At 72.2% G+C, this 22,985-nt stretch carries 23 protein-coding genes and 1 pseudogene; 5 read left to right on the top strand and 19 right to left on the bottom strand.

Going from position 1 to position 22,985, the window contains the following annotated elements:
* Nucleotides 1-242: 242 nt before the first annotated feature.
* The 5 genes from ACTWPW_RS41500 to ACTWPW_RS41520 form a co-directional block, all read right to left on the bottom strand.
* Nucleotides 243-1,421 (bottom strand): glycosyltransferase family 4 protein, encoded by a 1,179-nt coding sequence (locus ACTWPW_RS41500; protein ID WP_375109757.1) that lies wholly within the window; start codon nucleotides 1,419-1,421, stop codon nucleotides 243-245.
* The gene (locus tag ACTWPW_RS41505) at nucleotides 1,418-2,284 is read right to left on the bottom strand and encodes a sulfotransferase family protein (protein WP_375109758.1); all 867 of its coding nucleotides are present in this window, start codon (nucleotides 2,282-2,284) and stop codon (nucleotides 1,418-1,420) included. The genes ACTWPW_RS41500 and ACTWPW_RS41505 overlap by 4 nt, the downstream gene beginning before the upstream one ends.
* Nucleotides 2,285-2,357: 73 nt before the next feature.
* Entirely contained in the window at nucleotides 2,358-3,962 is a 1,605-nt protein-coding gene (locus ACTWPW_RS41510) for a CocE/NonD family hydrolase (protein WP_443171899.1), read from the bottom strand.
* A gap of 46 nt (nucleotides 3,963-4,008) precedes the next feature.
* Entirely contained in the window at nucleotides 4,009-4,458 is a 450-nt protein-coding gene (locus ACTWPW_RS41515) for a DUF3237 domain-containing protein (protein WP_375109760.1), read from the bottom strand.
* A complete protein-coding gene (locus ACTWPW_RS41520) occupies nucleotides 4,455-5,657 on the bottom strand; it encodes a flavin-dependent oxidoreductase (RefSeq protein ID WP_443171900.1) in 1,203 nt (400 codons plus the stop codon). Before ACTWPW_RS41520 ends, ACTWPW_RS41515 begins: the two co-directional genes overlap by 4 nt.
* Nucleotides 5,658-5,728: 71 nt before the next feature.
* Here ACTWPW_RS41520 and ACTWPW_RS41525 point away from each other — a divergent pair, with 71 nt between their 5' ends.
* The gene (locus ACTWPW_RS41525; protein ID WP_443171901.1) at nucleotides 5,729-6,271 is read left to right on the top strand and encodes a MarR family winged helix-turn-helix transcriptional regulator; all 543 of its coding nucleotides are present in this window, start codon (nucleotides 5,729-5,731) and stop codon (nucleotides 6,269-6,271) included.
* Between the two features lie 9 nt (nucleotides 6,272-6,280).
* Here ACTWPW_RS41525 and ACTWPW_RS41530 read toward each other — a convergent pair whose 3' ends face one another.
* Nucleotides 6,281-6,691 carry an ATP-binding protein gene (locus ACTWPW_RS41530; RefSeq protein WP_375109763.1) on the bottom strand — a complete coding sequence of 137 codons (411 nt, stop codon included), beginning with the start codon at nucleotides 6,689-6,691 and terminating at the stop codon, nucleotides 6,281-6,283.
* A 106-nt stretch (nucleotides 6,692-6,797) separates the two neighbouring features.
* Nucleotides 6,798-7,706: an NAD-dependent epimerase/dehydratase family protein gene (locus ACTWPW_RS41535; RefSeq protein WP_443171902.1), complete on the bottom strand. Its 909-nt coding sequence runs from the start codon at nucleotides 7,704-7,706 to the stop codon at nucleotides 6,798-6,800.
* Between the two features lie 125 nt (nucleotides 7,707-7,831).
* On the opposite strand from ACTWPW_RS41535, the gene ACTWPW_RS41540 reads away from it, so the two are divergent.
* Nucleotides 7,832-8,533, top strand: a complete 702-nt coding sequence (locus ACTWPW_RS41540) for a TetR/AcrR family transcriptional regulator (RefSeq protein WP_443171903.1) — start codon at nucleotides 7,832-7,834, stop codon at nucleotides 8,531-8,533.
* A gap of 70 nt (nucleotides 8,534-8,603) precedes the next feature.
* Here ACTWPW_RS41540 and ACTWPW_RS41545 read toward each other — a convergent pair whose 3' ends face one another.
* The 6 genes and pseudogenes from ACTWPW_RS41545 to ACTWPW_RS41570 all read right to left on the bottom strand — a co-directional run bounded on the left by ACTWPW_RS41545 (nucleotide 8,604) and on the right by ACTWPW_RS41570 (nucleotide 14,004).
* Nucleotides 8,604-10,781: a xanthine dehydrogenase family protein molybdopterin-binding subunit gene (locus ACTWPW_RS41545; RefSeq protein WP_443171904.1), complete on the bottom strand. Its 2,178-nt coding sequence runs from the start codon at nucleotides 10,779-10,781 to the stop codon at nucleotides 8,604-8,606.
* Nucleotides 10,778-11,761, bottom strand: a complete 984-nt coding sequence (locus ACTWPW_RS41550) for an FAD binding domain-containing protein (RefSeq protein WP_443171905.1) — start codon at nucleotides 11,759-11,761, stop codon at nucleotides 10,778-10,780. The genes ACTWPW_RS41545 and ACTWPW_RS41550 overlap by 4 nt, the downstream gene beginning before the upstream one ends.
* Nucleotides 11,758-12,210 carry a (2Fe-2S)-binding protein gene (locus tag ACTWPW_RS41555; protein WP_443171923.1) on the bottom strand — a complete coding sequence of 151 codons (453 nt, stop codon included), beginning with the start codon at nucleotides 12,208-12,210 and terminating at the stop codon, nucleotides 11,758-11,760. The genes ACTWPW_RS41550 and ACTWPW_RS41555 overlap by 4 nt, the downstream gene beginning before the upstream one ends.
* 270 nt (nucleotides 12,211-12,480) lie before the next feature.
* A pseudogene (locus ACTWPW_RS41560) lies at nucleotides 12,481-12,744 on the bottom strand (Dabb family protein); the annotation flags it as partial.
* A 214-nt stretch (nucleotides 12,745-12,958) separates the two neighbouring features.
* Complete coding sequence (locus ACTWPW_RS41565) at nucleotides 12,959-13,420, bottom strand: VOC family protein (RefSeq protein ID WP_443171906.1); 462 nt, start codon at nucleotides 13,418-13,420, stop codon at nucleotides 12,959-12,961.
* Complete coding sequence (locus tag ACTWPW_RS41570) at nucleotides 13,417-14,004, bottom strand: DinB family protein (RefSeq protein WP_375109769.1); 588 nt, start codon at nucleotides 14,002-14,004, stop codon at nucleotides 13,417-13,419. Before ACTWPW_RS41570 ends, ACTWPW_RS41565 begins: the two co-directional genes overlap by 4 nt.
* A 62-nt stretch (nucleotides 14,005-14,066) precedes the next feature.
* Between ACTWPW_RS41570 and ACTWPW_RS41575 the strand changes: the two genes are divergently transcribed.
* A complete protein-coding gene (locus ACTWPW_RS41575) occupies nucleotides 14,067-15,047 on the top strand; it encodes a helix-turn-helix transcriptional regulator (protein ID WP_443171907.1) in 981 nt (326 codons plus the stop codon).
* Nucleotides 15,048-15,066: 19 nt separating this feature from the next.
* Here the strand turns inward: ACTWPW_RS41575 and ACTWPW_RS41580 are convergent, their stop codons facing one another.
* Both ACTWPW_RS41580 and argG read right to left on the bottom strand, forming a co-directional pair.
* A complete protein-coding gene (locus ACTWPW_RS41580; protein ID WP_375109771.1) occupies nucleotides 15,067-15,873 on the bottom strand; it encodes an SAM-dependent methyltransferase in 807 nt (268 codons plus the stop codon).
* A 920-nt stretch (nucleotides 15,874-16,793) separates the two neighbouring features.
* Entirely contained in the window at nucleotides 16,794-18,242 is a 1,449-nt protein-coding gene (gene argG / locus ACTWPW_RS41585) for an argininosuccinate synthase (protein ID WP_375109772.1), read from the bottom strand.
* A 115-nt stretch (nucleotides 18,243-18,357) separates the two neighbouring features.
* On the opposite strand from argG, the gene ACTWPW_RS41590 reads away from it, so the two are divergent.
* On the top strand, nucleotides 18,358-18,933 hold the full coding sequence (locus tag ACTWPW_RS41590; protein WP_375109773.1) for a TetR family transcriptional regulator: 576 nt from the start codon (nucleotides 18,358-18,360) through the stop codon (nucleotides 18,931-18,933).
* Between the two features lie 26 nt (nucleotides 18,934-18,959).
* On the opposite strand, the gene ACTWPW_RS41595 is transcribed toward ACTWPW_RS41590, so the two are convergent.
* Complete coding sequence (locus ACTWPW_RS41595) at nucleotides 18,960-19,385, bottom strand: hypothetical protein (protein ID WP_364125563.1); 426 nt, start codon at nucleotides 19,383-19,385, stop codon at nucleotides 18,960-18,962.
* 140 nt (nucleotides 19,386-19,525) lie between these two features.
* Nucleotides 19,526-19,678, bottom strand: a complete 153-nt coding sequence (locus ACTWPW_RS41600) for a hypothetical protein (RefSeq protein ID WP_375109775.1) — start codon at nucleotides 19,676-19,678, stop codon at nucleotides 19,526-19,528.
* Between the two features lie 136 nt (nucleotides 19,679-19,814).
* On the opposite strand from ACTWPW_RS41600, the gene ACTWPW_RS41605 reads away from it, so the two are divergent.
* Nucleotides 19,815-20,162, top strand: coding sequence for an ArsR/SmtB family transcription factor (locus ACTWPW_RS41605; RefSeq protein WP_375109776.1), 348 nt, complete (start codon nucleotides 19,815-19,817; stop codon nucleotides 20,160-20,162).
* 372 nt (nucleotides 20,163-20,534) lie between these two features.
* On the opposite strand, the gene ACTWPW_RS41610 is transcribed toward ACTWPW_RS41605, so the two are convergent.
* Both ACTWPW_RS41610 and ACTWPW_RS41615 read right to left on the bottom strand, forming a co-directional pair.
* Nucleotides 20,535-22,031: an alkaline phosphatase PhoX gene (locus tag ACTWPW_RS41610; RefSeq protein WP_443171908.1), complete on the bottom strand. Its 1,497-nt coding sequence runs from the start codon at nucleotides 22,029-22,031 to the stop codon at nucleotides 20,535-20,537.
* 169 nt (nucleotides 22,032-22,200) lie between these two features.
* Nucleotides 22,201-22,854, bottom strand: a complete 654-nt coding sequence (locus ACTWPW_RS41615; protein ID WP_443171909.1) for a hypothetical protein — start codon at nucleotides 22,852-22,854, stop codon at nucleotides 22,201-22,203.
* Nucleotides 22,855-22,985 lie beyond the last annotated feature (131 nt).

Consider the following 22,985-nt stretch of genomic DNA (forward strand, 5'->3'; position numbering starts at 1 on the left):
CGCCCGAGGCACGCCGGCCACCGGCTCCTCGTGCGGGCTCGCTCGGGGAGGCCCGCTCCAAGAGGGCGGCTTGGGCTGAGCGACCTGGGCTGAGCGACCTGGCCGGGATGGCGCGGGCGGGGCGGCGTGTTGAGGCAGCGGCCGGGCCCCCGAGGAGCCCGGCCGGGGCCGAAGGGTCCGGCCGGGGAAAGGCCGTCAGCGGGTCTCGCGGGACCCGTCGGCGACCGAGCCGGAAAAAGCCGTCAGGAGGCCGTCCGGGACCCGTCGCCGATCGGCCGGCCGGCGGCCAGGTCGGTGAACAGATCGTTCCAGAGCGGCATGACGACGTGCGGGGTGTAGCCGTGGGCGGTCTCCGCCGCCGCGGCGCCCATGCGCTGCCGCAGCTCGCGGTCGGCCATCACCCGCCCGAGCGCCTCGCCCAGCGCGTCGACGTCGCGGGGCGGCACCAGCACCCCGTCCTTGCCGGGGGTGAGCACGTCGGCGGGGCCGGTGGGGCAGTCGAAGGCGACGATCGGCAGGGCGTGGCCCATGGCCTCGATCATCGCCATCGGCAGCCCCTCGATCCGCGAGCTCAGCGCGTAGATCGACGCCTTGGCCAGCTCCTCGTGGATGCGGTTGCTACGGCCCATCAGCCGGATGCGATCGCCCAGGCCCGCCTCGTCGATGCGGGCCTGCAGCCGCTCCTTCGACGGCCCGGTGCCGAAGATGCGCAGCTTCCACTCGGGGTGCTCGCGGGTCGCGGCGCCGAAGGCGGGGATGAGCATGTCGAAGCCCTTTTGGGGCACCAGCCGGCCCACCGCGATCACCAGCGGGTTGCTCTGGTCGGAGTGCTTGCGCCCGTCCATGTGGACCGCGTTGGGGATGCGCACCACCGGGGTGCCGGGCACCAGCGCGTGGTATTCGCGGCGGCTGGTCTCGGTCAGCACGGCGATGGCGTCGAACGCGCCGTAGTGGCGGCCGATCTGCTCGCGTACGGCCTCGTGGTAGGAGGCCACGTTCATGTGCTCCTGGGCGACCCGGATGACGCCGGACGGGGCGCGGCGGGCCGAGATGAGGTTGAGCGCGGGCCGGGTGGTGACCAGGATGCCGTCGCGCAGGCCGGAGACGTAGTCGATGACGGCCGACTCCACCCGCTCGGTGAAGTATTCGGCGGCGAACTCGCCGTACGGGACGATCTTGCCGCGGGCGCGCCGCCACACCTTGCGGGCCAGGGAGTCGGCCTCGATGCCGGAGCGCTGGTCCACCAGCGCCGAGAGCGTGATCCGCCGGTCGATGGCGAACTGGGGCTCGTCCCGGCGGCGCACGACGCTGACGATCTCGACGTCGTGCCCCGCCTCCGCCATCGCGGTGGCCTGGTTGACCACGGTGCGGATGGTGCCGCCCATCCCGTAGGCGTGCAGGAGCATGTAGCGGATCTTCATGAGAGGTACCCCCAGCTCCGGCACATGCTCTTCAGCACGTCGGGGACCTCCTCCGGGCGGGGCAGCTCGCGCCCCCGCTGCACCGTGCCCGACTGGATCTTGTCCTTCCAGTCGCCCAGGCCCTTGGTCACGACCTCCGGCTTGCCGTAGGAGAGCAGCTCGGGTGCCCAGGGCAGCTTGAGGAAGTCGCAGATGCCGCGCCCGATCTTCTCGGGCTCGGCGGTCAGCTCCTCGTAGCGGACGGTCAGGCCGGGCAACGCCGTACGTGCCCGCTGCACGGCCTTCATGTACCGCAGGGCGTCGGCGGCGGCCTCGGCCGGGGTGCGTTTGTCGGGGCTGGCCTCGTGCCAGGAGGTCGCGATCGAGGCGGGGTGGCGCAGCAGGAACACGAACCGGGCGTCCGGCCAGCACGTGGCCAGCCGCTCGTACGCGAACGCGTTGGCCGGGGTCTTCTCCACGATGAACCGCTTGCCGCTGCGTACCAGCTCGCGGTGGAGCACCCGGTCCCAGAGCAGATGCTCCAGGTCGGCCTTGTTGTGTCCCAGGGCCGCCATCGCCCTCTCGGCCAGCGAGGTATCGAATTCCACTCTCAGCCGGCGTACGTGCAGCTCGTGGGGAGCATGCAGGTCCGGGTGAGCGTTCAGCATCGCCCGCAGCAGCGTCGAGCCCGACCGGACCGGCGAGATGATGAAGACCGGCGCCGTCAGCAGGCGATCGGTCCCCGGATCCGCCGGCGGCCGGAAAGGCGTTTCCGGTCGCTTCTCCGGCACCGCCTTCGCCGCTTGTCCTGCTTTACCTACTCGGTTGACCTGGAATCCTGTATACCTGGCCAGCGCGCCGTTGAATGTGCGCTGCCACTTCATGCCGTGTGAGGTTACCTGTCGTACCTGGAAATTGGCTGGAAGCGTGAGAATCGGAATCCTCGCAGCTCAGACCCTACCTCTCGCGGGGGACGATCGGGAGGGTGACGAAGGAGGAGGAGAAGACCCGCTGGTGCTGCACGACGAGGTCGGCCTCGGCGGCTCGGGCGGCGGGGCGGCCGGTGCCGGGGTTGCGGTCGAAGCGGGGGAAGTTCGAGCTGGAGATCTCCACCCGGATGCGGTGGCCGGCCTTGAAGACCTGGCTGGTGGCGACCAGATCCACGGTGTACGTCCCGGACGGCGTCGAGGTGCGTACGATGCCGTCGATCACGCTCATCGCCCGGCCGTCGGGATGGACGTTCACCAGCTTGGCCGTCCAGTCGGTGGCGGCCCCCGAGGTCTCGGCGCGCAGGGTCACGGACACCGGCCCGGTCACCTCGACGTCGGAGTCCAGCGCCTCGGTGGTGTAGCAGAGCACGTCGGGCCGCAGCTCGACGTCGCGCTGGTCCTGCGGGCCGGCGTTGGTCGGGTCGGACAGCAGCGTCGGGCCGCCGACGGTCGGGACCGGGTCGCGCGGGTCGAAGGTGAAGGCGGCCGGCTCGTCCGCGGCGGGCGGCTCGGGGGAGAGCAGGCCGCCGGCGTGCAGGTGGTAGCGGGTCTCGACGGCGCGGGCCAGTGGCCAGGCCTCCTCGTCCCGCCACACGTCGTCGCCCATCACGAAGATCCGCACCGCGGGCCCGGTGTCCCGGCCCCGCAGGAAGGCGAGCTGCCGCTGCTCCAGCTGGATCGCCTGCCCCGAGGCGGCGAACCCGAAGTCCAGCCGCCCGGTGCCGGAGGCGCCCGTGGTCAGGTGGGACCAGGGGCCGATGATCAGCGGCCCGCCCAGGCGGCGGTGGTTCTCCAGCGTCCCGGCCAGGAACAGGTCGAACCAGCCCGCCACGTGCATGACCGGCGCCTCGATCCGGTCGTGCCGCAGCGTCTCGGCCAGCTCCTCCCAGTACGCGTCGCGCTCCGGGTGCGAGATCCAGTCCCGCCACCACGGGATGCCCTCGATCGAGTCCAGCGGCAGCGTCCGCACGGCGGCGGCCTGGTCGCCCAGCACCGGGAGCAGCGCGCCGAACGCCGCCCCGACGTCCTCGCCCGCCTCCGCCGCGTGCATCAGCCCGAGCGCCGCCTGCATCGCGCCCCAGTTGAGCGCGGAGCCCAGCGCGAGCGCCCCGCCGTGGTACTTGAGGCCGTCGTGGAAGTCGTGCGGCGTCATGGAGGCCACCACCGCCTTGAGCCCCGGCGGGCGGGTGGCCGCCGCCTGGAGGGCACACCCGGCCAGGTACGACATGCCGGTCATCACGACCTCGCCGTTCGACCAGGGCTGCGAGGTGATCCAGACGATCGTGTCGTGGCCGTCGGCCCCCTCGTCCCGCCACGGCCGGAACTCGCCGTCGCTGCTCCCGCGCCCCCGGCAGTGCTGCAGCACCACCGCGAACCCGGCCTCCAGCGCCGCGGCCACCGGGATCATCCGGAACGAGCCCTCACCGTACGGCGTGCGCGCCAGCAGCGTGGGGTACGGCCCGCCCTCGGCCCCGCGGTGGACCGAGCCGCGCAGGACGGTGCCGTCGCGCATCGGCATCGGCGTGTCGTACTCGGCGGTGACGCGCAGCGGGGAGCGGTTCAGCTTCGGCATCGGGTCTCCAGCGAGGCGGGGGTCGGGTCCGGGGTCAAGCCCGAGATCAGGTCACGCTGTAGGCGTCGTAGCGGACGGCGGCGGCGGCGCGGGCGGCCGACGCGACGGCCAGCGTACGGTTGAGCCAGCGATAGCGCTCGTCGCCGGTCTCGAAGCGGCAGAACAGCCGGAAGTAGTAATCCGACGGGTCCACCTCCTCGCCCCGCGCGAGCCGGTCGAGCACCTCCGGCGCGCCGTACCGGACCCCGCTGGTGGCGATGTAGAGCAGCGCGCCGTCGTGGGTGCGCAGCGTGTAGCGGGTGTCGATGCTGATCGTGCCGTCGGCGTGCAGGACCTGCCAGTCGGCGCCGCCGGGCAGCACGGCGCCCGACAGGCGGGGGCCGTCGAACCTGCCGCCCACGATGTTGATCACGCGGCGCCGGCCCCAGTGCGAGTCGCCGAGGTCGAGGATGGGGTCGAGCTCGACGTGGAAGGTGGCGAGCGGTTCCAGGTTCACGACGCCGGGCTCCGATCTGCGCTCCGGGACGTGCGGGTGGCGTCCCAGGACGGGCGCTCGCTCAGCGCGGCCGGGTCGAATCCGGCCGTGCGCTTGTAGGAGGCGGCGATCTCGGCCCGCTCGGCGTAGGGGACGACCTGCTCGATGTCGTCGAACCCGCCGGGCGCGCGCTCGTGCGCCAGCTTCATGACGACCTCCGGGCCCATCTCCCGGTTGGACAGCTGCAGCGCCGTCGTGGCGGGCCGCCGCAGCGCCTCGTACGCGTCCAGGTCGTCGTGGGCGAGCGCGTGCGCCAGCACCCGGGCGTCGATGATCGCCTGGGAGGCGCCGTTGGAGCCGATTGGGTACATGGCGTGCGCCGCGTCGCCGAGCAGCGTGACGTTCCCGTACGTCCAGCGGGGGAGGGGGTCGCGGTCCACCATCGGGTACTCGTAGGCCGCCTCCGCCCCGGCGATGACGGCCGGCACGTCCAGCCAGTCGAAGCGCCAGTCCGCGAAGTGCCGGCCGACCTCGGCCGGGTCGGCGGGGCGGTTCCAGTTGCCGCGCTCCGGGGCCGCGCCCTCCAGCGGCTGTTCGGCGATCCAGTTGATCAGGGTGCGGTGGCCGGTCTCGATCGGGTAGGCGACGAACTTCTTCGTCCCGTCCCCTGCCATGATCATGGATCGGCCGGTCAGGAACGGCTCCCCGTACGTCATGCCGCGCCACAGGACCAGGCCGTTCCACGGTGGCGGGCCCTCGCCGGGGTGCAGGTGGGCGCGGACGGCCGAGTTGATCCCGTCCGCGCCGATCAGCAGGTCCTCCGTCCCGGGCCCGGTGATCCGGCTCCCGGTCCGTACGCTGTCCGGCCCCAGCCGCTCGATCACCGCCTCCAGCAGGAGGTGCTGCAGGCGGCCCCGGTGCACGGAGTACTGCGGCCAGGCGTACCCGGCGGCGAGTCCCCGGGGCTCGGACCAGATCGGCGTGCCGTACCGGTTGAAGTAGGCCAGCTCGGCCGTGGCCACGCCGATCCCCGCCAGCCGGTCGGCCAGGCCCAGCTCGATCAGCTCGCGCACGGCGTGGGGGAGGAGGTTGATGCCGACGCCGAGCGGCCGGATCTCGGGGACCGCCTCGTGCACGGTCACGTCCTCGAACCCGGCGGCGTGCAGGCTCAGGGCGGCGGCCAGCCCGCCGATGCCGGCTCCGGCAATGACGATGCGCACAGACCCCTCCCGAGGGTTGTTATGGCCATAACAATATTTCGGAAGGTGTCCGGCTGCGCAAGACTTGACCCGTGAGAAGAGCCGGCGACAGTGCGGAGACCCGGGCGAACGGCGTGCCCCCGGACCTCGAGTACGCCGCGTACGCGCGCGAGCGCCTGGCCGCCATGCCACCTCCGGCCGACCCCGAGGCGTTCGCGCTGGCCTACCACCTGCTCCAGCTCGCCTACCTGCTCGTGACGGACCTGGAGACCCGCATCCACCGCCCGCGCGGCTGGACGCTGCCCGGTTTCCGGCTGATGTTCAAGCTCTGGCTGCTGGGCCCCACCCAGCCCGTCCGGCTCGCCGAGATCTCGGCCATGTCCCGGTCGGCCGTGACCAACGCGGTCAACACGCTGGAACGCGGCGGCCTCGTCGAGCGCCGGTCGATGCCGGAGGACGGCCGCGCGGTGGTGATCGCGCTGACGCCGGCCGGCGAGACGGCCGTGCGGGAGGCGTTCGCCGATCAGGCCCTCAGGGAGCGGCAGTGGTTCGCGTCCCTGGACGACGACGAGCGCGAGCGGCTGACCGGGCTGCTCACCCGCATCCTGCGCGCCCGCCCGTCCGACCTGCCCTGAGGCGGGCGGTCAGGGGGCGCAGGCGACGGAGAACCACACGACCTTGCCGCCGTCCGCCGCCGCGACCCCCCAGTCGTCGGCGATCGCCGCGACGATCTGCAGCCCCCGGCCCGAGATCGCGTCGGCGTCGGGGGAGCGCCGGCGGGGCACGCCGCCGCCCGGGTCGAAGACCTCGCCGTAGAGGCGGCCGTCGCGGTCCTCCAGGCGCAGCGCGTACGCCGACCCGCCGTGCCGGACGACGTTCGTGATCAGTTCGCTGACGATGAGCAGGCAGTCGTCCACGCTGCTCGTGAGGCCCCAGCGGGTGAGTTCCGCGCGGACCAGGGAGCGCGCCTCGCCCACACCCGCGGGCACGGAGGGCAGCAGGTATTCGACCGTGCGGATCGGCGGGGCGGACAGGGACCCGGGGCGGAGGGGCATGTGCATCACATCTCTCGGGGGGTTGGGAGCGCTCCCAATTCCCACGATAAGCGCTCTCCTTCACTTTTGTGAATCCGCACTTTGAAATTCTCCGGAGGAGAGATCCTCAGGCCAGGTCCGCGGCGGCGAGCCAGGCGGTGATGGAGCGGTGCCGGGGACGCCAGCCGAGCAGGTCGCGGGCGCGGGTCGCGCGTACGCGGCTGTTCGATCCCAGGGCGTGCCGGGCGAACTCGTGGTTCCAGACGTTGTCCGGCGCGTCCGGGTCCCATGACCGCGGGCCCGGCAGGCCGAGGGAGCGGGCGATCGCCCCCGCCATCGCGCCGAACGACTCCTCGCCGCCCTCGACGAAGTAGAAGGTGCCGGGCGGGGACTTCTCCAGGGCGAGCAGGTACAGGTCGGCCAGGTCGTCGACGTGGACGTTCGACCAGAGGTTGGCGCCCGCGCCGACGTGCCGGACGACACCGCCGGCGCGGGCCTGGCCGACCAGGGCGGCGATCAGCACGCTGTCGCGCCCCAGGCCGCGGCCCCGCCCGTAGACCAGGCTGCTGCACAGGACCGCGGAGCGCACGTCCCGGCCGGCGGCGGACAGGACCAGGCGGTCGATGTCCAGTCGCGCCGTGCGGAGGGGGTGGGCGGGCACCCAGCCGGAGTCGAGGACGTCCTCGGTGAAGACCTCGTCCGACCGCTCCCCGGTGGTGCCGGTGGCCACGATGCTGGAGCCGCTGGTGTGGATCAGGGCCTTGCCGGTGCCGGCCAGGGCGGCGACGAGGGTCTCGACGGCCGGACGGTGATCGCTGTCGGCCGCGTTGACGACGGCGTCGGCGCGGGCGGCCTGCCCGGCGAGCACGCCGGCGTCGTCCAGCGTGCCCACCACGGGCTCGATGCCCAGGCCGGCGAGGGCCGCGGCCTTGGTGTGATCGCGGGTCAGGCCGGTGACGGTGTGACCGGCCGCCAGCAGGCGCATGGCGACGGTGCCGCCGATGAGGCCGCTCGCTCCGGTGACGAAGACGTTCATCAGATATCCCATCTGCTCGGGTCGGACGAGCTTCGGCCCGGAGGGTGAATGGCCTCAACTTCGTTTGCCGTTACGGCAAAGCCGGGCGCGCATAGCCGATATCGACATCCTGTTATCATCGATTCATGGGTGATCGGGAAGAGGTCCGGCGGCGCATCGTCGATGCCACGACCAAGCTGCTTCGGGACAAAGGCCGCGAAGGAGTGACGACGCGGACCGTCAGCGCGGCGGCCGGAGTGCAGGCACCCACGATCTACCGCCTGTTCACCGACATGAACGGGCTGCTCGAAGCGGTCGCGGCCGATGGGTTCGCGCGCTACCTCGCGCAGAAGCACGGCCAGGCGCTCTCCGACGACCCCGTGGACGACCTGCGCCGCGGCTGGGACACGCACATCGGCTTCGGCCTGGAGAACCCGGCCCACTACCTGCTCATGTACGGCCAGCCCACGCCCGGGTCCCGGAGCCGCGCCGCGGAGCAGGGGCTGGAGCGGCTGCGCATGCTGGTCGGACGCATCGCCGTCGCGGGCCGGCTCTCGGTCGGCGTCGAGGCCGCCGTCAGCATGGTGCACGCCGCCGGTGTCGGCCTCACGCTCAACCTCATCGGCACTCCTCCCGAGGAGCGCGATCCGGCCCTCCCCGACCGCCTGCGCGAGGCCATGATCGCGTCGATCACCACGGCGGGCCCGGCCGGCGCCCCCGGCGCGGCCCAGCGGGCCGTGGCCTTGAAGGCCGTTCTCGGCGAGGTGGCGGACCTGTACAGCCCGGGCGAGCGGGCCCTGCTGAACGAACTCCTCGACCGCGCCGCGGACCACGCCCCCGCCCGCTGATCCGGCCGGTCGGCGCCGGCAGGTGGACGTCGGCCCCGGGCGTCCGTCCCTCTGCCGGCGCGTACGGTGATCAGAGCAGCTTGTCCTGGGTGAAGGGGACGTCCCTGAGGCGGCGGCCGATGGCGTGGTAGATCGCGTTGCCGATGGCCGCGGGCACGCCCGTCCCCGGCGTCTCGCCGAATCCGCGGACGCCGAGCAGCTTGCCGTCCGGCTCCGACCGGTCCACGAACAACGCCTCCACCGACGGCGTGTCCGCGCAGACCGGAACCAGGTAGGTGGACAGGTTCGGGTTGACGACCCGCGCCGTGTTCGGGTCCACCATCGTGTGCTCCATCAGCGCGAAGCCGATCCCCCACGTCACGCCGCCGATGACCTGCCCGCGCGCGGTCCGGCGGTTGAGCACCCGGCCCAGGTCGTGCGCGGTCACCACGCGGGTCACGCGCAACCTGCCCAGCCTCGGCTGGATCCGTACCTCCAGGAACACCGCGCCGAACGAGTGCCCGGCCGTGTTGTCCTGGCGTCCGGTCACCTCGACGGAGCTGCCGTGGCGGGTCACGACGTCGCGGTAGGTGTCCCTGCGATCGCGGTCGTTCCGGGCGAACAGGTGGCCGTTCCCGGTCACGACCTCCTCGGCGGGCACGCCGTGCAGCGGGGAGCGCGGGTCGGCGACGGCGAGCGCGATCACGGCGTCCCGCGCGCGCCGCGCCGCGTCGGCCGCCGGGCCGGCCACGCTGGGCATCGTGGACGACCCCGCCGACAGGGACGCGTCGGGGTACGTGGTGTCGCCGAGCAGCGTCGTGACCTGGCCGAGCGGCATGCCGAGCCCCTCGGCGACGACCTGGGTGAGCACGGTGTAGGTGCCGGTGCCGATCTCCTGGGTGGCTGCCCGCAGGGTGGCCCGCCCGTCGGGGCCGATCGCGAGGTGGGCCTGCGACGGGATGTAGCCGTAGGTGTGGGTCTCGGTGGCCATGCCCCACCCGACGTACTCGTCGCCGTCCCTGGTTGTGCCCGGCCTGGGGTTGCGCCGGGCCCAGCCGAACGCCTCGGCCGCGGTCCGGTAGCACTCCAGCAGTTGCTTGCCGGCGTAGGCCTGGCCGGTCTCGCTCTGCTGGTCGATCTCGGTGTGGTTGCGGATCCGGAGTTCCACCGGGTCGATGCCGAGCTCGTGGCTCAGCTCGTCCATGGCGGTCTCGAGGCCGAAGTGCGCGGTCGTCTCCGGTGAGCGCATGTAGCTCGACGTCGGCAGGTCCAGCCGCACGCCCAGCTGCCGCACGTGGACGTTCGGGCAGGCGTACAGGCGGAGCGTGGAGTCGCTGCCGTTGTAGATGTTCTCGTCTATGCGCGTCACCTGTGCCGTCGAGGTGTCGACGATGGCGGTCAGCGTGCCCTGCCGGGTGGCGCCGAGCCGGAGGTGGTGGCGGTACTCGGCGCGGTGGCCGTTGGAGGTGTACATCTGCGCGCGCGACAGCACCAGCTTCACCGGCCGGCCGGCGAGTTGCGCCGCCGCCGCGGTGAGCAGCGTGTGCGGATAGGTGGGGCCCTTGGCGCCGAAACCACCGCCCAGGTAGGGCGAGATGACCCGGACGCTCCCCTGACCCTTGCCGAACGCGAACGCCACGGCGTTGCGGGCGAAGACCACGCCCTGGGTGCTCTCGTACAGGATCAGCGTGCCGTCCTCCCAGACGGCGGTGGTGGTGTGCGGTTCGATCGGGTTGTGGTGCTGCATCGGGCTGCTGTAGGTCTGGTCGATGCGCACCTCGGCCTGTTCGAGCGCCGCGGCGGCGTCGCCGCGGGCGGCCTCGTTGGGCCTGTTGCGGAACTTCTCCGGCAGGAACGCCTCGCCGAGCACGTCCGCCATCCGCGCGACCGGATCCTCCGCCCGGTAGCGCACCTTCACCAGGTTCGCGGCCTCCTGCGCCTGCTCCAGGGTCTGGGCCAGGACGTACGCGACCGGCTGCCCGTGGTGGTGCACCCGCGTGTCCTGCATGGGAACGAACGACCTGTTGTAGGGAAAGCTCGGCAGTCTCAGCCTCGGCATGTCGGCGTGGGTGTAGACCGCGACAACGCCCGGATGCGCCAGCGCCGCCCTCGTGTCGATCTCCACGACCTCGCCGCGGGCGATCGTGCTCATCACCAGGAAGCCGTGCAGCACGCCGGCCACCTCGTTGTCCGCGGCGTAGCGGGCCGCGCCGGTGACCTTCGCCCGGCCGTCCACCCGCGCCACGCCCTGCCCCACCAGCCCGCTCATCGAAGCCCTCCCAGATCGCTGAGGATGCTCACCAGCGCCCGCTGGACGAGCTCGACCTTGAACCTGTTCCCTTCGCGCGGCTCGGCGTCCCTGACCAGGAGCCGGCCCGCCTCGGCGATCGCCTGCCCGGTGAGCGGCCGGCCCCGCAGCGCCGCCTCGACCCGGACGTCCCGCCACGGACGGGTGCCCACGCCGCCGAACGCCAGCCGTACGTCCTGCACCACGCGCCCCCTCGTCCGCAGCGCCGCCGCCACCGACACCACCGCGAACTCGAACGTGGCCCGGTCGCGCAGCTTCAGGTAGCGCGACTCCCCGGCCAGGGCTGTGCGCGGCACGTCCACCCAGGTGATCAGCTCGCCCGGCCGCATCGCGGTCTCCCGGTCCGGCGTGGACCCGGGGAGGAGATGGAAGTCGGCGATCGGGACGGCCCGCTCGCCACCCGGGCCGAGCAGGTGCACGGTCGCGTCCAGCGCGACCAGCGCCACCGCCAGGTCCGAGGGGTGCGTGGCGATGCAGTGGTCGCTCCCGCCCAGGATCGCGTGTCCCCGGGTGTCCCCCGTGATCGCCGGGCAACCGCTGCCCGGGACCCGCTTGTTGCACGCCGAGGCCGCGTCCCGGAAATAGCCGCACCTCGTGCGCTGCAACAGGTTCCCGCCGATCGAGGCCATGTTCCGTACCTGAGGGGAGGCCGAGGCCAGCAGCGCCTCCGACAGCACGGGGAACTCCCGCCGCACCCTGGGGTGCTCGGCGACCTGGCGCATCCTGGCCGATCCTCCGACGCGCAACCGCCTGGAGTCGACGGTGACACCGTCGGTGCCGAGGCGGTTGACGTCGACCAGGTGGTCATGGGCCTCCGCGCCGTCCCGCATCAGGTTCAGCAGATCGGTGCCGCCCGCCACGAAGGTCGACTCGGGGGTGCTCGCGGCGATCCGTACCGCCTCGGCCGGGCTGCCCGCGACCGTGTAACCGAAGGCCCTCATCGTCGCACCTCCTTCGCGGCGTCGGCGACGGCGGCGACGATGTTCTGGTACGCCGCGCACCGGCACAGGTTCCCGCTCATCCACTCGCGGATCTCCGCCTCGGAACCCGCATGCCCCTCGTCGATGCAGGCCACGGCGGACATGAGCTGACCGGGAGTGCACGCCCCGCACTGGAACGCGTCGTGCCGGATGAACGCCTCCTGCACCGGATGCAACTCCTCGCCCCGCGCCAGCCCCTCCACCGTGGTGACCTCGGCCCCCTGCCGCATCACCGCCAGCGTCAGGCACGACTTGACCCGCTCGCCGTCGACCAGCACCGTGCACGCCCCGCACTCGCCCCAGTCACAGCCCTTCTTGGTGCCGGTCAGGCTCAGCCGCTCGCGCAACGCGTCCAGCAGCGTCACCCTCGGCTCCAGGACGACCTTGCGCAGCTGCCCGTTGACCGTCATGGCGACCTCCACCGACGCACCGGGGGCGACGGCGTACGCCTGAGCGGCGGCGGTCCGGGGAGCCGCGGCAGCGGGAGCGGCGGCGATGCCCGTCCCCCCGGCGGCGGCCGTCCCCGCCGCGGTCACCGCGATGGCCTTGAGCACGGTACGGCGGGTGTGCACGGGCCCCTCGGGTAAGGGATCGTGCTCCGCCGGCGGCTCCAGGAGGCGTTGACGCAGCTCGTTGATCCTCGCGGCCGTCCCCGGATCCGGGTCGTCGGTCAGATCGAAGGAGACGACCTCCTCGACCAGCGGCAGTGCGGTCCGGTCGGCGCGGCGGCGCGCGGGATGCGTCAGATACTCGCGGTAGCCGTCCAGGTCTTCGATCACGAAGATGGCGCCCCATTCGTAGGCACCGCTCCCGTCGCGACCGACGGCGAAGGATCTCACCGACGGGATGACCCTGCCCTGGTCACGCAGGCTTTCGAGAGCCTCCGCCCGCTGCCGCGGTGTCGTATCCGGCCTGAAGGTGAACCGGCTGCCGTGGTAGATCATCTCGCTCCCTTCTTCGTACGGATCGGTCTGGCGGCATGCGAAAGCCCCTGTGGTGCGGATCAGCCGGGCTCAGGTGCCTTCTCGGGCGAGCGGGAGAGGCGTCGCTAGCGTTGGTAGCAGTATTCCGTTATCAAGTATCCATTGTCAACCAGTGCTAACGGAAATGTGTTAGCGCAGGGCTATCCCGGGCGCGAACCTCATGCGGCCGGGAGCGTCAGTCCAGGCAGAACTCGTTGCCCTCGGGGTCGGCCATCACGATGAACCCGCCGCTCATCGGGGGCTCTGGCTCGTGGCGGCTGATCCGCGTCGCCCCCAGGGCGACGAGCCGCTCGCACTCGGCCTCCAGCGCGGCCATCCGCTCGTCCCCCTGCAGCCCGGGAGCCGCGCGGACGTCGAGGTGGACGCGGTTCTTGGCCACCTTGTCCTCCGGCACCTGCTGGAAGAACAGCCGGGGGCCGTGCCCGTCCGGGTCCTCGATGGCCGACCTCGTGTTGCGCTGCTCCTTGGGCACGCCGACCCGCTCGAGGAAGTCGTCCCACGCGGCCAGCGGGTCGGCGCCCTCGGGCAGGTCGACCCCGGGCGGGCCGGGGTGGACGTAGCCCAGGACGTCGCGCCAGAAGGACGACAGCGCCTGCGGGTCGTGGGCGTCGAAGGTGACCTGGATGTGGCGGCTCATCGGGTTGCTCCGTTCGTCGGGGTGTTCGTGTGCAGGTAGAGGTCGCGCAGCAGGCAGACCTCGGACAGATGGTGGATCAGCTCGCGGTTGACGTGCAGCACCAGGTCGGCCATCGGCGCGTCGGGGTAGGGCTCCTTCTCGCCGACCGGGGCCCGGAGCTCGGCCTCGCCGAGGCCGCGCACCCCCGCCAGCCAGCGGTCGAGCTGGGTCTCGAGCTGGCCGAGCGCGGTGGCCGCGCTGCCGGCGTACTCCCAGCTCTCGTACGACGCCGCCGGCGCGCCGAAGTGGGCCGCGTTCCGCGCGGCGAGCACGCCGACGACGACGTGACCGAGCCGCCAGGCGATCGTGGTGAAGGCCGCGGGGACCGGCTCGGGGTGGGCGTAGTCGATCGTGAAGTCCCCGGCGCCGGCCTGTACGGGAGCCGTCGAGCTGCCGCGCGGCCGTACGCTCCAGGCGCCCGGCACCGGCGACCAGAAGTACTCGTCGTCGGTGAGGCCGTCGAGCCTGGCCCGGAGCTGATGGCTCCAGTGGAACTCGAACTGCTCGCGCAGCGTCCGGTTCCAGTCGAGTTCGTCTGCGTCCATGGAGCCACTCTCACACCCATGGCGGACAGGATCGGTCCGCTATCTCTGGCAAGGTGGGTGACATGGGAGTGGCGAGCGGTGAGGAGCGGGGCACGACGGAGCGGGTGCTCACCCTGCTCGGGTTGCTGCAGCAGCGCCAGGTCTGGACCGGCCCCGAGCTCGCCGACCGGCTCGGGGTCACGTCGCGCACGGTGCGCCGCGACGTCGAGCGGCTGCGCGCGCTCGGCTATCCGGTGCATTCCGGCCAGGGCGTCGGCGGCGGCTACCAGCTCGGCCCGGGGCAGGACCTGCCGCCGCTGCTGCTCGACGACGAGGAGGCGATCGCCACCGCGGTCTCGCTGCTCGCCGGGGCGGGTGGTGCGGTCGCCGGCGCCGGAGACGCCGCGCTGCGGGCGCTGACCAAGCTCGACCGGGTGCTGCCGGTCCGGCTGCGGCACGAGGTGCGCGCGCTCTCCGGCTCGGTGGAGTCCTTCGGCGGCGGTCGCACGCCGGTCGACCCCGAGGTGCTCATGACGCTGGCCAGGGCCTGCCGCGACGAGGTCGAGGCCGCCTTCGGCTACCCGTCCGGGGGCGAGGTGCGACAGCGGCGGGTCGAGCCCTACCGGCTGGTGGCCTCCGACCGGCGCTGGTATTTGCTCGCCTACGACCTCGACCGCGACGACTGGCGCAACTTCCGCGTGGACCGGATGGCCGAGGTGATCGCACGGACCTGGCGCTTCCGCCCGCGCGCGGCGCCCGACGCGGCGGCGTACGTGCAGGAGAACGTGGCCAGCCGGGTCTACCCGCACCAGGCGCGCTTCCTGGTGCACGCGCCGGCCGACACGGTACGCGCGCAGATCCCGGCGTCGGCGGGCGTCGTACGGGAGCGCGGGAGCGAGCGCTGCGAGGTGCTCAGCGGCGCCGGCAGCCTCGACCGCGTGCTGGTCCACATGCTCCTGCTGGGGCACGACTTCGAGGTGCTCGACCCGCCGGAGCTCCGGGGGCGCTGCCGCGAGCTGGCCGGGAAGCTGCTGTCGGCCGGCGCCGGCGCGGAGGAGCCGTGAGCCGCGGACCCGGCCCGGGTCAGGGGATGCGGGCCACGGCCCCGTAGTTGCCCGACGTGCTCGGCTCGTCCCCGCAGGCCAGGTCGCCGCCGGCGGGGCGCCACTGGGGGACCCAGACCAGCCCGGGTTCGACCAGGTCGAGCCCTTCGAGCAGGGCCGCCACCTCCTCGCGGGAGCGGATCGCGAGATGGGGCAGGGTCATGGCGAGCAGGTCGCGGATGGCGGGCAGGAGCTCCGGCGGGATGCCGTCGAACGTGGTGTGCAGCAGGCAGAGGAAGCTGTCCGCCGGCGCCGTGTGCCGGATGCGCTTGACGACGTAGTGGGCGTGCTCGTCGTCGTCGAGGCTGTAGGCCGACAGCACCAGCACGGCCATGGGCCGGTCCCAGTCGAGGAACGTCTGCACCACGTGGTCCCGGAGCATCTCGTCGATCTCCCGGATGTCGCCCTCCACCACGCGCACCAGGTCGGTGAAGGGCTCGATGGTGGCCTGGGCCATGGCCACCACCATCGGGTTGCTCTCGACGTACAGGACCCGCGGGGCCGGGCCGGCGGCGTTGCGCGCCATGTCGTGCAGGCGGTGCCCCGCCGAAAGGCCGCTGGGGATCCCGCTGCCCACGATCATGAATTGGTCGACGCCTTCGCCGGCTAAATGGCTAATCACCCGGGAGAGGAACTCGAGCACCGAGCGGGCCGCTGTCGTGAGGGCGGGGGCCGCTTGATCGAAATGGCGTACCGTGTCCTTGTCGACCAAGAAGTTGTTCTTGCCACCGGCCGCCGCGTCGAATATCCGCGTGATTCTGGCCTGCGTGGTTTCGAGCTTGGCCAAGTTTCGGACAGCACGCTGGTGCATGAGCGTTGCCCCTTTCCCCTCGCCGCCGACCTTTTCTCGGTTAGCGATCTATGGACCTCACTCGATGACTCGAACCATATGTTCCAACAATTCCAGTCAATGACAACACGATAGACCGGTTATCTTGGGAAATGTTTGTTACCAGAATCGCCGTGGCAGGATACGATGACCGGCTTCCCATGTCAGGCCGCCTGCTTGTCCACGGCCGACACCACGGCGGCGGCGCCGCCCGGATCCGGTCCCCGAGCTCCGCGGCCCCGCACCAGTAGGAGGGGCCGGTCACGGCGGCTCCGAGCGCGGTGGCCGGCCGATCGGAGATCAGGTGCCGGAACCGTACGGCGGCAGGCGCCACGCCGGTCGCGGCCGGCCGGGACGCCCGGAGCGGCCGGTCGTTGAGCGCCGGCAGGCCCACGGCGGGGACACCGGCCCGCAGCCCGGCCTCCCGCGGCGCGCGTACCGCGAGGCCGGTGAGGTGATCGGCGCGTCCGGCCGCCCGGTTTCCGCACCTGCGGCCGGTCGGCTCCACCGGCTGCGGGCGCATGCTCGGCACGCCCATGGCCCCGGCGACGTGAAAGCCGGCGGAGGCGGGCACGTCCCCCCGGGTGCCCACTCCGACGATCAGGATTCGCATACGGCACTCCCGCCTCGTTGCTCGCATGGTAGAGCGGCGGAGTGCCGTTTCCCTAGGGCCGATACCGGCATCGCTATGGCTGACACCGGCTTTCCCCGGCGCGACACCGGCCTTCCTCGGACCGGAACCGGCCATCCCCGGGACCGGAACCGGCCATCCCCCGGATCGGACCGGTCGACCGGTGCCGCCCTGGGCGGGCTGGGGTCGACCGGTGCCGCCCTTGGCGGGCGCGGGTCGGTCGGTTCCGATCCGGGAGGGCGGGGGGTCAGTCGGTGCCGGCCTCCATGGCCGCGTGGTCGAGCAGCTCGTCGTCCTCGGCGGCCTCGCCGCGGGAGGCGATCGCCTCAGCGCCGCCCTCGGGCATGGCGCCGATGAGCCCGGTCGGCGCGGCCTGCGTGGCGCCCAGCAGGGTCGCGTGCGGGCTGCCGACCATGCCGAGCCCCGCGTACTGCTCCAGCTTCGCGCGGGAGTCGGCGATGTCGAGGTTGCGCATGGTGAGCTGGCCGATACGGTCGAGCGGCCCGAAGGCGGAGTCCTCGGTGCGCTCCATCGACAGCTTGTCCGGGTGGTAGCTGAACGCCGGCCCCGAGGTGTCCAGGATCGAGTAGTCCTCGCCGCGCCGCAGCCGCAGCGTCACCTCGCCGGTGACGGCCGCCCCGACCCAGCGCTGCAGCGACTCGCGCACCATCAGCGCCTGCGGGTCGAGCCAGCGGCCCTCGTACAGCAGCCGGCCCAGCTTCCGCCCCTCGGTGTGGTAGCCGGCCAGGGTGTCCTCGTTGTGGATCGCGTTGACCAGCCGCTCGTAGGCCGCGTGCAGCAGCGCCATGCCCGGCGCCTCGTAGATGCCCCGGCTCTTGGCCTCGATGATCCGGTTCTCGATCTGGTCGGACATGCCCAGGCCGTGCCGGCCGCCGATGGCGTTGGCCTCCAGGACCAGGTCGATCGCCGAGGCGAACTCCTTGCCGTTGATCGTCACCGGCCGCCCCTGCTCGAAGCCGATGGTGACGTCTTCGGCGGGGATCTCGATCTCGGGGTCCCAGAACCGCACGCCCATGATCGGCTCGACGATCTCGATGCCCGCGTCGAGGTGCTCGAGCGACTTGGCCTCGTGGGTCGCGCCCCAGATGTTGGCGTCGGTGGAGTAGGCCTTCTCCGTGCTGGACCGGTAGGGCAGGTCACGGGCGAGCAGCCACTCGGACATCTCCTTGCGGCCGCCGAGCTCGCTGACGAAGTCGGCGTCCAGCCACGGCTTGTAGATCCGCAGGGACGGGTTGGCCAGCAGGCCGTAGCGGTAGAACCGCTCGATGTCGTTGCCCTTGAAGGTCGAGCCGTCACCCCAGATCAGCACGCCGTCGTCGAGCATCGCGCGCACCAGCAGGGTGCCGGTGACGGCCCGCCCGAGCGGGGTGGTGTTGAAGTAGGTCCGGCCGCCGGAGCGGATGTGGAACGCCCCGCAGGCCAGGGCCGCGAGCCCCTCCTCGACGAGGGCGGCCCGGCAGTCGACCAGCCGGGCGACCTCCGCGCCGTACGCCGTGGCGCGCCCGGGCACCGAGGCGATGTCGGGCTCGTCGTACTGGCCGATGTCGGCGGTGTAGGTGCACGGCACGGCACCCTTCTCGCGCATCCAGGCGACCGCCACAGAGGTGTCGAGGCCGCCGGAGAAGGCGATCCCGACGCGTTCGCCGACAGGGAGGGAGGTGAGCATCTTGGACACGAGTAGAAGTATATACATACGACTGCATGACCATTCAAAGCCGGGGGGCCCGCGTGTCGCCACGGTGCAGGTGGGGCTATCCGGACAAGGTTGTCCGGTTGGTACGATGGCCGCCATGCCTGCCGAGCGCCGACCCAACAGGGGACCCAGTGCCGCCGCCGAGAACCGGGCGGCACTGATGGCGGCGGCTCGCGAGGTCTTCGCCACCGCCGGCTACGAAGCGCCGCTCAGCACGGTCGCCCGGGAGGCCGGGGTCGGGCAGGGCAGCCTCTACCGGCACTTCCCCGATCGCATCAGCCTCGCGCTGGCCGTGTTCGAGGAGAGCGTCGCCGAGCTGGAGGCGCTGGCCGCCACGCCCGGCTCGACCCTCGACGACGTGCTGACCGTGATCACCGAGCAGACCATCGCCTCGACCGCGTTCATCACGATGGTGAGCGTGCCGGACCGGCCCGACCCGCGCGTCATCGAGGTGCGTGACCGGGTGGCGCGGGTGCTGGAGGGCAAGCTGCCGCAGGCGCGCGCCGCCGGTCGCGTCCGCGCGGACGTGACGGCCGACGACCTGGTCCTGGTCGTCGGCATGCTGGCCAGCCTGCTGTCGAAGCTGCCGGCACCGGAGCGGGTCGTGACCGCCGGGCGGCTGTGGGACCTGCTCCGCCGGGGGATCGACGGCGCGGCGGCGCGGCGGGGCTGAGAGAGCCGCCCGTCACCTGGTGAGGCCTAGTGGTGGTGGAGGGCGGGCGCCAGCAGGTACTGGTAGAGCTCGTAACCTGCGAACGCGACCACCGGCAGGCCGACCGCGATCAGCAGGCGGCGCGGCAGCGGCGGACGGCCGGCGGGCAGGTCGATGTCCTTGATCGGCATGATCGGCACCTCGGCCAGCGGCTTAGGATCGGGCGCCGCCGTCAGCTCCGGGTGGCGCGCCAGGTAACCCGACGGGAACGAGGTGAGATGGAAGGCGCCGCACGCCGGGCAGCTCGTCCCCGACCAGGGCGGCTGCACGGGCACTCCGGAGCTGAGCCAGATCTCGACCTCGTTGCCGTGATCGTCGGACAGGTGGCGGACGATGTAGTCCTCCTCCCAGACGTACAGGCAGCGCAGGCATTCGAAGGGCCAGGATTCGCGGGATTCGAACCCGTCGCGCACGAGGAACCACCCCCGGGCAGGCGAAGAGCGTTCGACTCGAGTGTCCGCCCCGCCCCGTGCCCCCATGCAAGACGGGGGTTGTGCCACTTCCCGCCACAGAATGCTCACCTGGTGTCAGGTTAGGAGGCCGTCCCGCGTCCTCAGCCGGCGCGCACCCCGGACTGGATGTTCTCCACCACCTCCTGCGGGCTGATGTCCGCCGCCTGGGCGGCGCTCTGCAGGTCCTGCGCGGTGATGTTGGCGGCGTTGCCGTGATCCTCGTTGGGCTCCCCGCAGCCACAGCTCAGACACATGTCTGTCTCCCTTCTCCTGGCGGGCGTTATAGCCGGGCAGCCGGGGCCGAAACGGGCACGTGTCCCACCCGTACCAGAAGTTTGCCGGTGAAGGGGTCAGGATCCGTCACCGTCGATCACTATCTAAACTGGCTCGGTGCAGCCCGACGAGATCACGCTGACCGATCAGCACGACGAACACTGCCATCCCGAGATGGTCCCCGAGCCGCTGGCACGGTCAGAGGCCGAGCGGCTCGCGGGTGCGCTGAAGGCGGTCGCGGATCCGACCCGGCTCCAGCTGCTCAGCATGATCAGCGGCAGCGCCGCGGGGGAGGCGTGCGTCTGCGATCTCACCGCGCCCCTCGGGCTGACGCAGCCCACGGTCAGCCACCATCTGAAGATCCTCGTCGACGCCGGGCTACTGACGCGGGAGAAGCGCGGCAAGTGGGCGTGGTACTCGATCGTTCCCGAGCGGCTCGACGCCCTGCGCGGCCTGATCCCCTGACTCCCGCGTGGCGTCGCGACAGGCCATCAGGCGGGCGAACAGCTCCCGTCCTTCCGCCGTGGCGCGGTGGCCGAGCGGGGCGCTCCCGCCGCACGGCTCGATCAGGTTCGCCTCTCGCAGGATCTCCAGGTGATGCTGCTCGGAGCCGCAGGAGTCACCGTCCTGGCCGGCGAGCACGAGGCTGAGCAGGCGCAGCCGTACGGGGTCCGCCACGGCCTGCAGGCGCCGGGCGTACGCGATGGCGGTGGTCCGGGGAATGGGCCGGCCCGGTCGCGGGCCGGCGCATCCGCCGGTGGGAAGGAGGGGCAGCGACCCCTCTTTCATAGACACATGTCTATCTTTGTGGGCCCCGAGGGGGTTGTCCAGCCGCGGTTACAGCGGCCCGCGGTGCCAGGGGCCGCGGATGGCGTACGTACGGCCCGGCGGGTCCAGCGCGGCCGTGTCGCCGAGCTGGTTGACGAACAGGACCGAGCCGTCCGGGCTGAAGCACGCCCCCGCGAACTCACTGTCGTCGGCGATGTTGACCGCGAACTCGAACGGCTGTCCCCTCCGCGGGTCCAGCCCGATCAGCCGGTTGACGTTGACCAGGCCGGGAGCCAGCGGGTGCGGGTCCGCGTCGGTCGGGCCGGCGTCGTCCTCGCACAGCACGATGCCGCCCCGGGGCGTGAACGTGAGGTTGTCCGGCGAGTCCAGCTCCTTGCGGCCGGGCGACTCGTACACGAGCACGAGCGTGCCGCCATCCCGCCGGCCCGGGACGTACTGCCAGACCTGGCCGTAGCCCTCCAGGTAGCCGTCGGCGTTGGGCGGGTCGCCGTTCTTGACGTCGCCGCCGCTGGTGGAGTTGAAGAAGACGCTGCCGTCGCCGTACCAGCAGCCTTCGAGGCGGTTGAACTTCGCGCCGCCCTTGGCCAGGCCCTGCTGGGTGCAGGTCGGTGCGCCGCCTTCGAGGTCGGGGTCGGGGTCGTCGATGCGCACCCACTCGACCGGCAGGCGGGCGCCCATGGTCTGGCCCTCGCGGCAGTCGTAGCCGTCGACGCCCTTGATCTTGAGCATCTCCAGCACGCCGCCTTCGGCCAGGTCACGCGGGTCGCGGGGGCGGAAGCGGTAGAAGCCGTCGGGCTTGCCGGAGTCGTCCTCGGTCTCGTAGACGTACCCGGTGCGCGGGTCCACCGCGACGGCCTCGTGGGAGAAGCGGCCCATCGCCGTCAGCGGCTGGGAGGGCGCGGGGTGGCCGGGCCGGGGGCCGTGCAGGGGCACCTCGAAGATGTAGCCGTGCTTGCGCTGCCAGCCCTGCGCGGGGCCGGCGGTCGTCTCCTCGCAGGTCAGCCAGCCGCGGTCGTGCAACATCCGGCCGCCCGCGCAGTTGATGATCGTGCCGTTGAGGCTCACGAAGTGGCGCAGCACCTCGCCGCTGCGTAAGTCCACCTCGAGGGTGGTGGTGCCGGCCACGCCCAGCTCGTCGTAGCGCTCCGAGCCCTCGACGTGCACGCGGCCGAGCGGCGAGCCGGGGGCGGTGCGCACCTCGTGGTTGCGGATCAGGCGGGCGGTGTGGCGGTGGGTGCCGGGGAAGGCGGCCATGCCGTCGTGGGCGATGGGGGTGGCGACGCCGTCGGTCATGGGGGTGCCGGTCCTGCCCAGCACGACGTACGAGAAGCCCGCGGGGAGGGCAAGCAGTTCCTCGCCGGTGTTCTTGGAGGGGGTGCGGCGCAGCGGGCCGTACCCCGTCTCGCCGGGGTCGGCGGCGGGGCGGCCGCCGTCGGCCCAGGACGCGTGGGCGGCCAGCGTCTGGATGGCGACGCCGCTGGCCAGCACACCGCCGGTGGTGGCCAGGCCGCGGCCGAGGAAGGATCGTCGATCAAGCTCGGTCATGGTGCTCCCCTCGGGGCGACTTATAGACGTGTGTCTATATGTCGCATGGGATGAACGAGTGCTTACGAAAGCGTAAACGGCGTCTTACGCGCAGAGGGGGCCCATTTATGCCGTTCGTCCGGCAGACCCGCCCCCGGCCTGCTGTTGGACGGGGGCGGGCGAGTGAACGTCAGCGGCGCGCACGCGCCAGCGCGACGAGCGCCGGGAGGAAGGGGATCACCCCGGCGGCGAGCGCGGCGGCCACGGACACCAGCAGCGGCGGCAGGAACAGGGCTCCGGCGGCGCACCCCGCGCCCACCGCCGTCATGGCCAGCCCGCCCAGGCGCTGCGCCCGCCCCCACCCCGGCACGGGGAGCCGGGCACTGATCCTGGGCAGGGCCAGGCCCAGGCCGGCCAGCAGGAGCCCGATCGCGACGGCCATCCCCCGCTCCAGGGGGACGTCGTGGCCGGCGGTGCGCAGCAGCAGGCCGCCGTGCAGAACGGTCAGGAACGGCGGCAGCAGGACGAAGAGGACGTTCATCGACCTCGTCTGCCGGCTCGGGGACGCGACGAGCAGCGGAGGGAGGTGCGGGCGCAGCCGGTCCGCGACCGCGGTCGCGCCCGCCATGACGATGCCGATCACCACCAGGGTCGCCGGCAGCGCCGCCGCCAGGACGAGCCTCGGCACCCGGAAACCGGCCCGGCGCGGGGTGGCCTCCCGGGTCGTCACGAGCTCAGGCAGCGAATCCCACACCGCCCAGGAGATCGCGATCATCGCGACCAGGCTGAGCGAGGACACCATGATGCCGGGCCACGGTGCCCGGAGCCGTTCTGCGGTACGCATGCGGTGATCGTAAATTTGGCGATCAGGGCCGAACATCCCGCGCGGGGCACGTACCGGTCATGTCCGTGAGCATGACCCGGGTCATGCTCACGGACATGACCATCGGCACGCTGCCCTGCGGGAACGGAATG

The sequence above is a fragment of the Nonomuraea sp. KM90 genome, from assembly GCF_052246675.1.
GTDB lineage: Bacteria > Actinomycetota > Actinomycetes > Streptosporangiales > Streptosporangiaceae > Nonomuraea.